The organism is Vogesella facilis (assembly GCF_042648525.1).
In the GTDB taxonomy this organism is placed as follows: domain Bacteria; phylum Pseudomonadota; class Gammaproteobacteria; order Burkholderiales; family Chromobacteriaceae; genus Vogesella; species Vogesella facilis.
Window position 1 is genome coordinate 60939 of sequence record NZ_JBHRXN010000012.1, and the last position, 15085, is coordinate 76023.

The window sequence follows — 15085 nt, forward strand, 5'->3', positions numbered from 1 at the left end:
TCTAGGCATCTCGGGTGAGTCCCACAAGCCGGCAGGCTCGGCACTCTGATAGCGCCAATCCACTGCTCAATATCACGCTAACGACCTGCCGCTTGGCCTGCGGGGCTAACGCTTTACACCGAAGGCGAACTTGAGAGCTTCGATGTCGAGATGGGCCTTGACCAGCAACTTCTTGAGACGAGCAATCGCCGCCTCCAAGTCGTGAGCGCGTTGGAGTTCGGAGACATTCATGCCGCCATATTTTAGAAGGTGGCCTCGGAAAAGCCGCCCTGACGGCAGACCTTCTTGATGGCCATACCCAGTTCGGCCTGCTTGAGAAAACCGATGATCTGTTCTTCGGTGAGTCTCCTCTCCTTTATGTCCATCATTCTCCTTCAGAGACGAACTTCTCTCTACTTCCGATTGTAAGGCCTAAGGGGAGCAGGTCAAGTAAGCCTTACTATCCATACCTGACACTCTTGAGGTCAGACCCACCTCCTGTCCCCTTTATCTTTCCCAGAAAAAACCCGCCTTTCGGCGGGCGGTAAGCTAGGCCGCACATTCTTTTTCTTACCACACCTGCATATAACTCAGCATCCCCTCCGCCGCCTCGCGGCCTTCAAACACCGCACGCACCACCAGGTCGGCGCCGCGTACCTGGTCACCGCCGGCGAAGATCTTGGCGTTGCTGGTCTGGTACTTGAACACGCTGTTGCCAGCGGCCAGGGTACGGCCATTGGCCGCGCTGGCGATGCCCTGGCGCTCGAACCAGTCTGCGGCTTCCACCTGGAAGCCGAAGGCGATGATAACGTGGTCGCACTCGATCACTTCTTCGCTGCCCGGTACGATTTCGGCATTGCGGCGGCCCTTGGCGTCCGGCGCACCGAGGCGGGTTTCCGCCAGTTTCAGGCGCAGGCTACCGTCGGCGGCCTGTTCGATGCCCATCGGCTGGCGATTCCACAGGAACTCCACGCCCTCTTCGCGCGCGTTGCCCACTTCGCGCTTGGAGCCAGGCATATTGGCCTCGTCGCGGCGGTAGGCGCAGATCACCTTGCTGGCGCCTTGACGAATGGAGGTGCGGTTGCAGTCCATGGCGGTGTCGCCGCCGCCCAGTACCACCACGCGCTTGCCGGCCATCGATACCGGCGACTCACCGGCCGGCAGGGTGTCCAGGCTCTGGCGCACGTTGTTGATCAGGAACGGCAGCGCTTCCAGCACACCCGGCAGGTTTTCGCCGTCAAAGCCGCCCTTCATGTACTTGTAGGCGCCCATGCCCATGAACACGGCGTCGTAGTCGTTTAGCAGTTCCTCGATCTGGATGTCGCGACCGATCTCGGTGTTAAGGCGGAACTCCACGCCCATGCCTTCCATGATCTCGCGGCGGCGCTGCACCACGGTCTTTTCCAGCTTGAACTCGGGAATGCCGAAGGTGAGCAGGCCGCCGATTTCCTCGTAGCGGTCGAACACCACCGGGCGCACGCCGTTACGCACCAGTACGTCGGCGCAGCCGAGGCCGGCCGGGCCGGCGCCGATGATGGCGACTTTCTTGTCGCTCCACACCACCTTGGACATGTCCGGCCGCCAGCCGGCCTTGTAGGCCTCGTCGGTAATGAATTTCTCGATGCTGCCGATGGTTACCGCACCAAAACCACCCTGCTCCAGGGTGCAGGCGCCTTCACACAGGCGGTCCTGCGGGCAGACGCGGCCGCAGATCTCCGGCAGGCTGTTGGTCTTGTGCGACATTTCCGCCGCTTCGAACAGCTTGCCCTCGTTCACCAGCTTCAGCCAGTTGGGGATGTAGTTGTGCACCGGGCATTCCCACTCGCAGTAGGGGTTGCCACAGGACAGGCAGCGCCCGGCCTGCTCGGCGGCATCCACCGTGTGCAGCGGGGTATAAATTTCTTTGAATTCGATCTTGCGCACCGCGACTTCCACCTTGTCGCCGGGGTTGCGCGAGAGCTTCATGAACTGGAAAACGTCACCCATGATTCCGTTCCTCCGGCATGCGGCCAACGTTGGCCGCATGCCGCTACCTTTTTAGTCAAGCGGCCCGCTCCTTGCTGCCCGGCTGCGCCAGGATGGCAGCAGGGTCAAGCGGGCACATAAGGGGCGGACGTACCGCCCGTCCCTTTAGTCCTTCAGCAGATTGTCGAGCTTGGCGGCCTTCGGTTTCACCAGCCAGAAGTAATCCACGTAGTCGTCGAAGTTCTCCAGCATGGCGCGGCCGGTTTCCGAACCGGTCAGCTCCACGTGCTTGGCGATCTTCTCCAGCAGGTAAGCGCGGTACATACCCATGGCTTCGCCGTTGATCAGATGGATGTCGATCAGCTCGTTGTTGTAACGATAGGCAAACTTCTCCGCCGGGTCGTAGACGAAGGCGAAGCCCCCGGTCATGCCGGCGCCGAAGTTGTAGCCGGTATCGCCCAGCACGATGATGCTGCCGCCGGTCATGTATTCGCAGCAATGGTCACCCGCGCCTTCGATCACCGCCAGCGCGCCGGAGTTGCGCACCGCGAAGCGTTCGCCGGCCACGCCGGCAGCGAACAGCTGGCCGCCGGTGGCGCCGTACAGGCAGGTGTTGCCGACGATGATGGACTCATCCGGCTTGTAAGCGGCGTTCTTCGGCGGGTAGATCACCACGCGGCCACCGGCCATGCCCTTGCCGACGTAGTCGTTGGCGTCGCCTTCCAGCTCCAGGTGCAGACCCGGGGCGTTCCACACGCCGAAGCTCTGGCCGGCGGAACCGTGGAACTTCACCTTCAGGCAACCGAACGGCAAACCGGGCGCGCCGTGCACGCGGGCGATCTCGCCGGACAGGCGCGCGCCGATGGAGCGATGGGTGTTCTCGATCGGGTATTCCAGCGCCAGCATCTGCTTGTTGTTGATCGCCGGCAGCGCATCCTGCAGCACCTGCTCGGCAAACTCGCCCTTGTCGAACGACGGGTTGGAGTCGCTGACGCAGAAGCGCGGCACGCTGTCCGGCACGCTGCCTTGCGACAGCAGCGGCGCCAGGTTCAGCTTCTGCTGGCGGCCGGTGGCGCCTTCGCGCAGGGTGAGCAGATCCATGCGGCCGATCAGCTCTTCCATATTGCGCACCCCGAGCTTGGCCATCCACTCGCGGGTTTCCTGGGCGATGAACAGGAAGTAGTTCATTACCATTTCCGGCAGGCCGATGAAGTACTTGGAGCGCAGTTTCACTTCCTGGGTGGCCACGCCGGTGGCGCAGTTGTTCAGATGGCAGATGCGCAGGAACTTGCAGCCCAGCGCGATCATCGGGCCGGTGCCGAAGCCGAAGCTCTCGGCGCCCATCAGTGCGGCCTTGATCACGTCGAGGCCGGTCTTCAGGCCGCCGTCGGTCTGTACCCGCACCCGGCCGCGCAGGCCGTTGGCGCGCAGCACCTGCTGCGCTTCGGTCAGGCCCAGCTCCCACGGGCTACCGGCGTACTTCACCGAGGTCAGCGGGCTGGCGCCGGTACCACCGTCGTAGCCGGAGATGGTGATCAGGTCGGCATAGGCCTTGGCCACGCCGGCGGCAATGGTGCCCACGCCCGGCTCGGCCACCAGTTTCACCGACACCAGCGCCTTCGGGTTCACCTGCTTCAGGTCGAAGATCAGCTGCGCTAGATCCTCGATGGAGTAGATGTCGTGGTGCGGCGGCGGCGAAATCAGGCTGATGCCCGGCTTGGAGCAGCGCAGCTTGGCGATCAGCGGCGATACCTTGTCGCCCGGCAGCTGGCCGCCTTCACCCGGCTTGGCGCCCTGCGCCACCTTGATCTGCAGCACTTCGGCGTTCACCAGGTAGTGCGGGGTGACGCCGAAACGGCCGGAGGCCACCTGCTTGATCTTGGACATCTTCTCGGTGCCGTAGCGCGACGGATCTTCGCCGCCCTCACCGGAGTTGGAACGGCCGCCGAGGCGGTTCATGGCGGTGGCCATCGCCTCGTGCGCCTCCGGCGACAGCGCGCCCAGCGACATGCCAGCAGAGTCGAAACGCTTGAGGATGCTTTCCACCGGCTCCACCTCGTCGATGGAGATCGGGGTGATGCCGTCCAGGTTCACGGCCATCAGGTCGCGGAACATCGCCACCGGGCGGGTATTCACCAGCTCGGCATACTGCTTGTAGGCGTCGTAGTCGGTGTTCTGCACCGCCTTCTGCAGCATCTGCACCACGTCCGGGTTGTAGGCGTGGTATTCCTCGCCGTGCACGTACTTGAGCAGGCCGCCGTGGGTAACCGGGCGCATCGGGTTGAACGCCAGGCGCGACAGTTTCTGCTGGTCGTCCTCGAAGTCCTCGAAGCCGGCGCCGGAGATACGCGACACGGTGCCCTTCAGGCACAGTGCCACCACGCTCTCGTGCAGGCCGATGCCTTCGAACAGCTGGGCGCCGCGGTAGCTGGCGATGGTGGAAATACCCATCTTGGACAGCACCTTCATCAGACCCTTGTTGATGCCCTTGCGGTAGTGCTGCAGCGCCTCGTTGACACGCAGGCTCACGTCGCCGGTCTGCACCAGGTCGACGATGGTCTGGTACGCCAGGTACGGGTACACCGCGGTGGCGCCGTAGCCGATCAGCGCCGCCATCTGGTGCGGGTCGCGCACGGTGCCGGTTTCCACCAGGATGTTGGCCTTGCAGCGCAGGCCGCTATCGATCAGCGCATGGTGCACGGCACCGGTGGCGAACAGCGCGTGGATCGGCAGACGGTTGGCCGCAATGGTGCGGTCGGACAGCACCACGATCACGGAGCCTTCCTGCACCGCTTCCACCACGTGGGCGCACAGCTTGCGGATGGCGTCTTCCAGGCCGCCTTCCGCCGGGTCGTAGCACAGGTCGAAAGTGGTGGCCTTCAGGTACGGCTCGGTGCGGGTGGTGATGCGCAGGAATTTCTCGCGCGACAGCACCGGGCTGCGCACTTCCAGCCGCTTGGCGTGCTCGGCGGTCTCCTCGAACATATTGCGCTCGGGACCGAACACGGTGTTCAGCGACATCACGATGGCTTCGCGGATCGGGTCGATCGGCGGGTTGGTCACTTGGGCGAACTGCTGGCGCAAGTAGTCGAACGGCGAGCGCACCTTCTCGCTCAGCACCGCCATCGGGGTGTCGTCGCCCATGGAGCCCACCGCTTCCTGGCCGTCCTCGGCCAGCACGCGCAGGATCTGGTCACGCTCCTCGAAGCTGATGTTGAACAGCTTCTGGTAGGTGAGCAGTTGCTCCTTCGGCCACGCTTCCAGGCCGGCGTCGTCCTCGATGGACAGCTCCAGGCGCGAGCCGGCGTCCTTGATCCACTGCCGGTACGGCTTGGCGGATTTCAGCTGCGCGTCGATGTCTTCCGGGTACAGGATCTCGCCGGTCTGCAGGTCGGCGGCAAACAGCTGGCCCGGCTTCACGCGGCCCTTCTTCACCACGTCTTCCGGCTTGTAGTCCCACACGCCCACTTCCGAGGCGATGGTGAGGATGTTGTCCTTGGTCAGTACCCAGCGCGCCGGGCGCAGGCCGTTGCGGTCCAGCATGCAGCCGGCGTAGCGGCCGTCGGTCAGCACGATGCCGGCCGGGCCGTCCCACGGCTCCATGTGCATGGAGTTGAATTCGTAGAAGGCGCGCAGGTCCTTGTCGGTGCTGTCCACGTTCTGCCATGCCGGCGGCACCAGCAGGCGCAGCGCGCGGAACAGCGGAATGCCGCCCATCAGCAGGCCTTCCAGCATGTTGTCCAGCGACATGGAGTCGGAGCCGTCGGTCTGCACGATGGGGCGGATGGCGTCCATGTCGATGTGCGGCGAGGTCATGATGCGCTCGCGGGCACGCGCCCAGTTGCGGTTGCCCTGCACGGTGTTGATCTCACCGTTGTGCGCCAGGAAGCGGAACGGCTGCGCCAGCTTCCACTGCGGCCAGGTGTTGGTGGAGAAGCGCTGGTGGAACACCGCCAGGCTGGACTCGAAGCGCGGGTCGGACAGGTCCAGGTAGAACTTGTGCAGATTGTCCGGCGTCACCAGGCCCTTGTACGACAGGGTGTGCGGCGACAGCGTCGGGATGTAGAAATACGGATCGTCGGCCTTGTTGGCCTTCTCGGCCTGGCGGCGGCCCATGTACAGGCGGCGCTGGAAGCCCAGCTCGTCCATGCCGAACGGGCAGTTGACGAACACCTGGTGGAAGCTCGGCAGCGAGGCCATCGCCTGCTCGCCACAGGCGTCCAGGTCGATGGGCACGGCGCGGAAGCCGGCCACTTCCAGGCCCTGGCTTTCCAGGTATTCCTGCAGGCGCGAACGGCTGCGCTCGCCGTCCTTCGGGTGGCTGAACACCAGGCCGGCGGCGTAGATCGCCTTCAGCGTGATGCCGGCCTCGGCCGCCACTTCGCGCAGGAAGCCGTCCGGCTTGCGGAACAGCAGGCCACAGCCGTCACCCGACTTGCCGTCGGCCGCCACCGCGCCGCGGTGGGTGAGCTTGGCCAGCGAGGAAATGGCGGTCTGCACCAGCCAATGGGAAGGTTTGTCGTCCAGCTGCGCAATCAGGCCGAAGCCACAGCTGTCCTGTTCGAAATCTGGGCTATAGAGTGTGCCCTCCAGCCAACGCTGTCTGTCCATCGTTTGTCCCTGCTTATAATGTGAAGCGAATGCCTTCGATTCTAAGGTCAAGATAGCTGACCTGCAACCGCTTTTTGTGCGACGCATTATCAATGCAAATTCAACAACTTAGCGTGTTTTTTTGCCGAATTTCGCCAGCAGCATAAGACGCCGACTTTACGTTATAGGGACATCAACCTTCAAAAAAACGACAGCCAAACACTGTATTTTCACCCCTACAAAATACTGAATTTCAAATATTGTCCGACAGTAAACATATGGCATTTTTTCACCATCCCACGGCTGCGCCGCCGCTGTTCCGCCAGCTGGCCGAACAGGCGCTGGCGCGCTCGGCCGGCGCACCGCTGGTGGCCGGCAATCGCGTCGACGTGCTGTTCGATGCCGCGGCCAACTTTGCCGCCTGGCTGGACGCCATTGCCCACGCGCAGCAGCTGGTGCTGGTGGAAATGTACCTGTTTGCCAACGACGACTTCGGCCGCCAGCTGCGCGCCGTGCTGTGCGAGCGGGCGCGGGCCGGCGTGCCGGTGTACCTGCTGTATGACTGGCTTGGCTGCTGGCGCGAACATTACCGCGGCTTCTTCAAACCGCTGCTGCAGGCCGGCGCCCAGGTGCGGGTGTGGCAGGCGCCGGGGCTGACCCGCGGCCTGCGTCTGCTGGGGCGCGATCACCGCAAGCTGATCATCGTGGATGGCGCGCAGGCCTTCATCGGCGGGCTGTGCGCCAGCTCGCGCTGGAACGACTGGCGCGACACCGGTTTGCGCCTGGCCGGCCCGCTGCTGAGCGACGCCATCGCCGCCTTCGCCGACAGCTGGGAGCAATGCGGCAGCCCGCTGCAGCTGCCAACGTTGGCCGCCAGCGGCGAGGCCGGCAGCATCGCCGCGCGGCTGATCGCCACCACCCCGGCCACTGCCAACCTGATGCGGCTGGACCTGCTGATCGCCGGCTTCGCCCGCGAGCGGCTGTGGCTAACCGACGCCTACTTCATGGGCACCAGCGCCTACCTCACCGCGCTGCAGCACGCGGCGCGCGACGGCGTGGACGTGCGGCTGCTGGTGCCGCGCGCCAGCGACATCGGCTGGATCGCCACCGTGTCGCGCACCCAGTACCGCTCGCTGCTGGAAGCCGGGGTGCGGGTGTTCGAGTGGAACGGGCCGATGGTGCATGCCAAGACCGCGGTGGCCGACGAGCGCTGGGCGCGCATCGGCTCCAGCAACCTCAACCTGTCCAGCTGGCTGGCCAACCGCGAAATCGACCTGGCGATCGAGGATGCCGGTGTCGCCGACATCATGGCGCAGCGCTTCCTGCACGACCTGGACAACGCCACCGAGATCGTGCTCGGCGGCCAACGTCGCCGCCCGGTGCCGGCGCGGGCGCGGGCGCGGCAGGAACGTCTGCCGCTGCGGCAGCAAGCCGCGGTCAGCGCCGCCGCCGCCGCGCGCCAGGCGGCACGCATCGGCGTGGTGCTGGACAGCGCGGTGCGCGGCACCCGCGACGTGGACGACAGCGAGGCCAGCGCCTTCCTCAGCATCGGGCTGGTGCTGCTGCTGCTGGCCATCGCTATCAGCGTGTTCCCCTACCTGGCCGCGCTGCCGCTCACCGCGCTGCTGCTATTCGCCGCCGCCAGCGTGCTGCTGCGCGCCCGCCTGCTGTACCGCCGCCGGCGGAAGAAAAAACAACACCCGCCGCCGGCGCCGGAGCAGCACTAGCCGCTGCATGGACACGCACCTGCCGCCGCTGGCACCGGCCATGCCACCGTCACTAAACCCTTGATTTTCCGTACTACCGCGGACAGCCACGCGCCCGGTCGCGGCAGACGGCACACCGCCGCGCGCGCCGCGCCGCACCGCCAAAACGGGTGGCGGCCCATGCCATGCGAGCAGCCCGACCAGGGCGCCGGCCGGCGGCGGCGAGAAAAATCCGCGTTGTAATACTGCTGCGCAACATGAAGGCGGACAATGCCGCTACAATGCGCGCTTTCTTGGGTTATTCGAAGGTGTTTTCCGCTGCGGCCAAGCCGGCAGCGGTAGACAACACCCTAAGCCGGCAGACGTGAAGGAGGCTTGCCTCCCAGTGCGGACCGCGGTGCAAAGCGCCCCTTTTGTTCCGGTTGCAGTCGCCCCCCGTTTTCTGACTGCCACCGGTTAAAACAACGCGCCTCAAGGCCAGCCATCCAGGGCGGCGGCATCACGTCGTACGTACAGAACTGTGCCCCAACGCGCACCGAGTGACACTTCCGGCCCTGCCGTGAAGGCCGCCAGCGGCGTTACAGGTGCCACGGATCATGCATGCACCCGGCATGATTCACGCTCTGCCCATGCGGTCTTTGCGCAGTACCAGCAGTGTCCGAGTTAAAGCAACTAAGGACTCAGGTATGCGTTTTCACTTCCCCATCGTCATCATCGACGAGGACTTCCGTTCCGAGAACACCAGCGGCTCCGGCATCCGCGAGCTGGCCGACGCCATCAAGGCCGAAGGCATGGACGTGATCGGCTACACCAGCTACGGCGACCTGACCTCGTTCGCGCAGCAGCAGAGCCGCGCCGCCGGCTTCATCCTGTCCATCGATGACGAGGAGTTCCAGACCGACGAAGACGCCGAAGCGGCGCTGGGCGGCCTGTACGGTTTCGTGGCCGAAATCCGCCGCCGCAACCCGGACATCCCGGTGTACCTGTACGGCGAAACCCGCACCGCGCGCCACATCCCCAACGACATCCTGCGCGAGCTGCACGGCTTCATCCACATGCACGAGGACACCCCGGAGTTCGTGGCGCGCCACATCATCCGCGAGGCCAAGAGCTACCTGGACAGCCTGGCACCGCCGTTCTTCCGCGCGCTGGTGAACTACGCCTACGACGGCTCCTACAGCTGGCACTGCCCGGGCCACTCCGGTGGCGTGGCATTCCTGAAGAGCCCGGTGGGCCAGATGTTCCACCAGTTCTTCGGCGAGAACATGCTGCGCGCCGACGTGTGCAACGCGGTGGACGAACTGGGCCAGCTGCTGGACCACACCGGCCCGGTGGCGGCGTCGGAGCGCAACGCGGCACGCATCTTCAGCTGCGACCACCTGTTCTTCGTCACCAACGGCACCTCCACCAGCAACAAGATCGTATGGCACAGCACCGTGGCCGCCGGCGACATCGTACTGGTGGACCGCAACTGCCATAAGTCCAACCTGCACGCCATCATCATGACCGGGGCGATTCCGGTGTTCCTGATGCCGACGCGCAACCACTACGGCATCATCGGCCCGATTCCGAAGAGCGAGTTCTCGCTGGAATCGATCCGCGCCAAGATTGCGGCCAACCCGTTCGCCCGCGAAGCACTGGCCAAGAACAACGGCGCCAAGCCGCGCATCCTCACCATCACCCAGTCCACCTACGACGGCATCCTCTACAACGTGGAAGAGATCAAGGGCATTCTGGATGGCGAGGTGGATACCCTGCACTTCGACGAAGCCTGGCTGCCGCACGCCAGCTTCCACGACTTCTACGGCGACTTCCACGCCATCGGCGAAGGCCGTCCGCGCTGCAAGGACTCGATGATCTTCTCCACCCAGTCCACCCACAAGCTGCTGGCCGGCATCTCGCAAGCGTCGCAGATCCTGGTGCAGGACCCGGAGAACCGCCAGCTGGATACCATGAGCTTCAACGAAGCCTACCTGATGCACACCTCCACCAGCCCGCAGTACGCCATCATCGCCAGCTGCGACGTGGCCGCCGCGATGATGGAGCAGCCGGGTGGCCAGGCGCTGGTCGAGGAATCGCTGGTGGAGGCGCTGGACTTCCGCCGCGCCATGCGCAAGGTGGACGAGGAGTACGGCGAAGACTGGTGGTTCCGCGTGTGGGGCCCGGATGCGCTGTCCGATGACGGCATCTGCGACCCGGCCGACTGGACGCTGAAGCCGGAAGACAGCTGGCACGGCTTTGCCGGCATCGAGGACGGCTTCAACATGCTGGACCCGATCAAGGCCACCATCCTCACCCCGGGCCTGGCGCTGGACGGCAGCTTCGAGGAGCTGGGCATCCCGGCCGCCATCGTCACCAAGTACCTCACCGAACACGGCGTGGTGGTGGAGAAAACCGGCCTGTACAGCTTCTTCATCATGTTCACCATCGGCATCACCAAGGGCCGCTGGAACACCATGATCTCGCTGCTGCAGCAGTTCAAGGACGACTTCGACAAGAACCAGCCGCTGTGGCGCGTGATGCCGGAATTCGTCGCCAAGTACCCGCAGTACGAGCGCGTCGGCCTGAAGGACCTGTGCCTGAAGATTCACCGCCTGTATGGCGAGCACGACATCGCCCGCCTCACCACCGAGATCTACCTGTCGGAAATGGCGCCGGCAATGCGCCCGGGCGAAGCCTTCGCCAAGATGGCGCACCGCGACATCGAACGCGTGCCGGTGGATCAGCTGGAAGGCCGCGTCACCGCCGTGCTGCTGACCCCGTACCCGCCGGGCATCCCGCTGCTGATTCCGGGCGAGGTGTTCAACCAGACCATCGTCGACTACCTGCGCTTCGTGCAGGCCTTCAACCGCCAGCTGCCGGGCTTCGAGACCGACGTGCACGGCCTGGTAGCCACCGAGATCGACGGCCGGAAGACCTACTGCGTGGACTGCGTCCGCGCCTGATCGCCCCGGCTCTGAAGCATGCGGCCAACCTTGCCCCGCCAGGTTGGCCGCATGGCTTGTAGCCCTCGGCACAGTAACCATAATGAAGCACTGCCCTCGTGGAGCCGACGCCATGAAACCCCTCGCGCTCGCCGGCCTGTTGCTGCTGGCCTCGCCGGCGCTGCCGGCAGCCGACCTCACCGTCTACACCACCGACTACCCACCGCTGAGCATGCTCAGCGACGCCAGGCAGCGCAGCGGCATCGGCTATGAGCTGCTGCAACAGGCGGCGCGCCTCAGCGGCGTCAGCCTGGACATCCGCACCGACCTGCCGTGGAAACGGGCGCAGCAGGCGGCGCTGAAAACCGCCAACACCTGCGCCTACCCGCTCAGCCGCTCGCCGGAGCGCGAAGTGCTGTACCGCTGGGTCGGGCTGCTGCACCGCGGCGAACTGGGGCTGTTCGCGCTGAACAACGCCCCCAGCCCCGGCGATCTGGCCGCCGCCGCCCGCCTGCGCATCGTGGTGATGCTGGGCACCACCGCCGAAAACCGCCTCAAGGAACACAAGCTGCGCTACAGCACCACCCGCACCCCGGCCGACAGCCTGCTGATGCTGCAGGACCGCGCCGTGGACCTGTGGGCGGTACACGACGTGGTGGCGCGCTATTACGCGCAGCAGCAGCACATCGACATCAAACAGGTGCTGCCGCTGGCGCGCGCCGACTCCTGGCTGGGCTGCAACCGCGACAGCGCCCCGCTACCGGCCAACAAGCTGGCCGATGCGCTGGCACAGCTGCAACAGAACGGCGAGGCCCGCCGCATCGCCCGCCGCTACCTGCCCTGAGCGGCGCCTCCGTAGCGCTACGGAGCAAGGCCGTCTAGGCCCCGTGCCATAATGCCGCCATGACTACCCTCTCCCTGCGCCGCGCCCTGGCCGGCTGGCTGCTGGCCTGCGCGCTGGGCGGCGCCCTGCTGGGCTATTTCGCGCTGCGCGAGCAGCAGGAACGCTTCCTGCAGGATTCCAGCATCGCCCACCGCCTGCTGAGCCAGAAAACCGTGCAGCACGACGCGGTGCTGGCCACCCTGGCGCAACTGGACCAGCCGCCGCCGCCCGAGCGCCTGCTGGCCGGCCTGCGCCCGGCCATGCCGCAGCTGCTGGCGATGGGCCGCTGGCAGCCCGGAGGCTGGCAGGGCACCAGCACGCCGCCGGCCGACATCGGCCGGCACGCCAGCCTGGCCGCACGCCGCCACCTGCCGCAGGCGCTGCCGGCCGCCAACGGCGGCTACTGGCTGGTGGACGGCTCCGGCTGGAGCCTGCTGATCGACGCCCGTCGCCTGCTGGCCGACGGCGACTGGCCGCCGGCACTGGCGCGCATCAGCCTGGCGCTGCCGGGCGGCGAGCAGGCGCTGCTGGCGCGGCAGCCGCAGCCGGTGCCGTGGGGCTGGCCGCTGGGCGTGGACAAGCGCCTGCCGGCCGCCAGCCAGCCGTTCGCCTTCCACAGCCGCCGGGTGCTGACGCTGGCCGAGTGGCCGTGGGGACGCTGGCTGCTGCTGTCCGCCGGGCTCGGCCTGCTGCTGTTCGCGCTGCGCGCGCGGTTGCAGGCGCGCACGCAGCGCCGCCAGGCGCAGGAACAGGCGCGGCTGGCCAACCTCAACCGCCTGGGCACGCTGGGCGAGATGGCCGCCGGCATCGCCCACGAACTCAACCAGCCGCTGACCGCCATCCTCGCCAATGTGCGCGCCGCCGAGCGCATGCTGGACGACGAGGACGAGCGCGCCAGCGTGCGCCAGGCACTGCAGACCAGCGCGGCGCAGGCGCGGCGCGCCGCCGACATCGTCGGCCGCCTGCGCGCCATGGTGAGCCAGCCCGGCGGCGGCGGCGTGGCGCCGCTGGACCCGCAACCGCTGCTGGAATCGCTGCTGCGGCTGCGCCACGACGAACTGGCCGGCCGCCGGATCGCGCTCAGCTGGCACAACGCCAGCCCGGAGGCGCGGCTGCAGGCCGAGCCGGTGGCGCTGGAGCAGATCCTGCACAACCTGGTGCAGAACGCCGCCGAGGCGCTGGGCAACCGTGGTGGCCGCATCGCCGTGCGCGGCGAGGCACAGGGCGCGCACTACCGGCTGACGGTAAGCGACGACGGCCCCGGCATCGCGCCCGAGGTGCTGCCGCGGCTATTCCAGCCCTTCTTCACCACCCGCACAGGCGGCATGGGCCTGGGGCTGAGCCTGAGCGAAACCCTGGCGCACGGCATGCACGGCCAGCTCACGGCGGCCAACCTGCCGGCCGGCGGCGCCTGCTTCACCCTGAGCCTGCCACTGGCGGAGAGCAGCACATGAACCACGACCAGCAATCCCCGCTGATCTACCTGGTGGACGACGACGACGCGGTGCGCGACGCGCTGGCGCTGCTGCTGCGCAGCGTCGGCCTGCGCAGCGAAGGCCACGCCGACCCGCTGGCCTTCCTCGCCCGCCACGACCGCGGCGCCATCGGCTGCGTGGTGCTGGACATCCGCATGCCCGGCATCAGCGGGCTGGATGTGCTGGAGCGGCTGGCCACCGACAGCGACCTGCCGGTGATCATGCTCACCGGCCACGGCAACGTCGACCTGTGCCGGCGCGCGTTCAAGAGCGGCGCAGTGGAATTCCTGCAGAAACCGGTGGACGACGACGTGTTCCTCGACACCGTGCAGAAGGCGGTGCGCCAGCACATCGGCAGCCGCGAGCGGCAGGCGGCCACGTTGGCCGCACGGCAGAAGCTGGCACGCTTGTCCGGCCGCGAGCTGGACGTGCTGCAGCGCATCGCCGACGGCCTGAGCAACAAGGAAATCGCGCGCGAGCTGGCGCTGTCGCCACGCACGGTGGAAACCTACCGCGCCAATGTGTTCGCCAAGCTGGAAGTGGACACCCTGGCACAGCTGATCCGCCATTACCTGGTGCTGCTGGCGGACACAAGCAGCTAGCTACCACCTTGCTTGGCCAGCCGGTACAAAGCATGCGGCCAACGTTGTGAAGCGCCCGACTGCCCCACGGGAAGCGCCGGAAAAACAGGTCTGCGCAAGGTTTTAAGACGCTGCTTGAGCCGCGCGCCATTAGCAAGCGGCGAATCAGCGGCGCCTTGCGCGGGCCTGTTTTGCCGGGGTTTCGCGGACCATTGGGGCGAGCGGGGTCGCGAGGGGGCGGCGGCACGCCCCCTGGCCCGTCCGCCGGGCGGAACCGGCAACTTCAACCATCATCCGCGCAGCGGATTCCCCACCACCAAAACACGTTGGCCGCAAACCAGTCATGGCTTGCGGCCAGCCTTGCCTCCGTAGCACTACGGAGCCCGCGGCGTAATCGACCGAATGTTGCCGGCGGCGAGGTTTGCCTACCATGCAGACATCCCTCGCACCACCACCAACAGGAGCTTCACCATGATCCGCACCACCTGCACCGCCCTGCTGCTGACCGCCGCCACCCTCGCCCACGCCGCGCCGCTGAGCGAGCGCAACATCTCGCTGGCCGATGCCCACAAGCTGGCCGCCGACGCCGTGGCCCAGTGCCAGGCCAAGGGCTGGAACGTCGGGGTCAGCGTGGTGGACCGCGCCGGCAACCTGAAAGCCTTCGCCCGCGCCGACAATGCCGGCCCGCACACCATCGCCGCCAGCCAGGCCAAGGCCTTCACCTCCGCCTCCGCCAAGGCCCCGACCCAGGCGATGATGGAAAACGCGCAGAAGAACCCGGGCGCGGCCAACCTCACCGACATCCCCGGCTTCCTGCTGCTGGGCGGCGGCGTGCCGCTGAAGGCCGGTAACGAAGTGATCGGCGCCATCGGCATCGGCGGCGCACCGGGCGGCCACCTCGACGAGCAGTGCGCGCTGGCGGCCATCGACGCCAACGCCGCGATGTTCAAGTAAGCAGCATGCGGCCAACGTTGGCCGCCGC

Annotated in this window: 8 protein-coding genes and 1 pseudogene; 6 read left to right on the plus strand and 3 right to left on the minus strand. The window is 66.5% G+C overall.

Annotated features, from left to right (window positions below; genetic code table 11):
• The 3 genes and pseudogenes from ACFOLG_RS06860 to gltB all read right to left on the minus strand — a co-directional run.
• Positions 1-359 (minus strand): annotated as a pseudogene (locus ACFOLG_RS06860) (transposase); the annotation flags it as partial.
• Between the two features lie 190 nt (positions 360-549).
• A complete protein-coding gene (locus tag ACFOLG_RS06865; RefSeq protein ID WP_386089963.1) occupies positions 550-1965 on the minus strand; it encodes an FAD-dependent oxidoreductase in 1416 nt (471 codons plus the stop codon).
• Positions 1966-2109: 144 nt separating this feature from the next.
• Positions 2110-6555 (minus strand): glutamate synthase large subunit, encoded by a 4446-nt coding sequence (gene gltB, locus ACFOLG_RS06870; RefSeq protein ID WP_386089964.1) that lies wholly within the window; start codon positions 6553-6555, stop codon positions 2110-2112.
• Positions 6556-6812: 257 nt separating this feature from the next.
• Here gltB and ACFOLG_RS06875 point away from each other — a divergent pair, with 257 nt between their 5' ends.
• The 6 genes from ACFOLG_RS06875 (at position 6813) to ACFOLG_RS06900 (ending at position 15057) form a co-directional block, all read left to right on the plus strand.
• Complete coding sequence (locus ACFOLG_RS06875) at positions 6813-8261, plus strand: phospholipase D-like domain-containing protein (protein WP_386089966.1); 1449 nt, start codon at positions 6813-6815, stop codon at positions 8259-8261.
• A gap of 665 nt (positions 8262-8926) precedes the next feature.
• Positions 8927-11185: an Orn/Lys/Arg family decarboxylase gene (locus tag ACFOLG_RS06880; protein WP_386089967.1), complete on the plus strand. Its 2259-nt coding sequence runs from the start codon at positions 8927-8929 to the stop codon at positions 11183-11185.
• A 112-nt stretch (positions 11186-11297) separates the two neighbouring features.
• The gene (locus ACFOLG_RS06885; protein ID WP_386089969.1) at positions 11298-12008 is read left to right on the plus strand and encodes a substrate-binding periplasmic protein; all 711 of its coding nucleotides are present in this window, start codon (positions 11298-11300) and stop codon (positions 12006-12008) included.
• 59 nt (positions 12009-12067) lie between these two features.
• Complete coding sequence (locus tag ACFOLG_RS06890; protein ID WP_386089972.1) at positions 12068-13501, plus strand: sensor histidine kinase; 1434 nt, start codon at positions 12068-12070, stop codon at positions 13499-13501.
• The gene (locus tag ACFOLG_RS06895; protein ID WP_386089975.1) at positions 13498-14124 is read left to right on the plus strand and encodes a response regulator transcription factor; all 627 of its coding nucleotides are present in this window, start codon (positions 13498-13500) and stop codon (positions 14122-14124) included. The genes ACFOLG_RS06890 and ACFOLG_RS06895 overlap by 4 nt, the downstream gene beginning before the upstream one ends.
• Positions 14125-14574: 450 nt before the next feature.
• Positions 14575-15057, plus strand: coding sequence for a GlcG/HbpS family heme-binding protein (locus ACFOLG_RS06900; protein ID WP_386089978.1), 483 nt, complete (start codon positions 14575-14577; stop codon positions 15055-15057).
• The last annotated feature ends 28 nt before the right edge of the window (positions 15058-15085 follow it).

Coding starts and splice junctions, on each gene's coding strand:
- ACFOLG_RS06885 (WP_386089969.1), top strand. CDS start 11,298: ATGAAACCCCTCGCGCTCGCCGGCCTGTTGCTGCTGGCCTCGCCGGCG.
- ACFOLG_RS06880 (WP_386089967.1), top strand. CDS start 8,927: ATGCGTTTTCACTTCCCCATCGTCATCATCGACGAGGACTTCCGTTCC.
- ACFOLG_RS06875 (WP_386089966.1), top strand. CDS start 6,813: ATGGCATTTTTTCACCATCCCACGGCTGCGCCGCCGCTGTTCCGCCAG.
- ACFOLG_RS06895 (WP_386089975.1), top strand. CDS start 13,498: ATGAACCACGACCAGCAATCCCCGCTGATCTACCTGGTGGACGACGAC.
- ACFOLG_RS06900 (WP_386089978.1), top strand. CDS start 14,575: ATGATCCGCACCACCTGCACCGCCCTGCTGCTGACCGCCGCCACCCTC.
- ACFOLG_RS06865 (WP_386089963.1), bottom strand. CDS start 1,965: ATGGGTGACGTTTTCCAGTTCATGAAGCTCTCGCGCAACCCCGGCGAC.
- gltB (WP_386089964.1), bottom strand. CDS start 6,555: ATGGACAGACAGCGTTGGCTGGAGGGCACACTCTATAGCCCAGATTTC.
- ACFOLG_RS06890 (WP_386089972.1), top strand. CDS start 12,068: ATGACTACCCTCTCCCTGCGCCGCGCCCTGGCCGGCTGGCTGCTGGCC.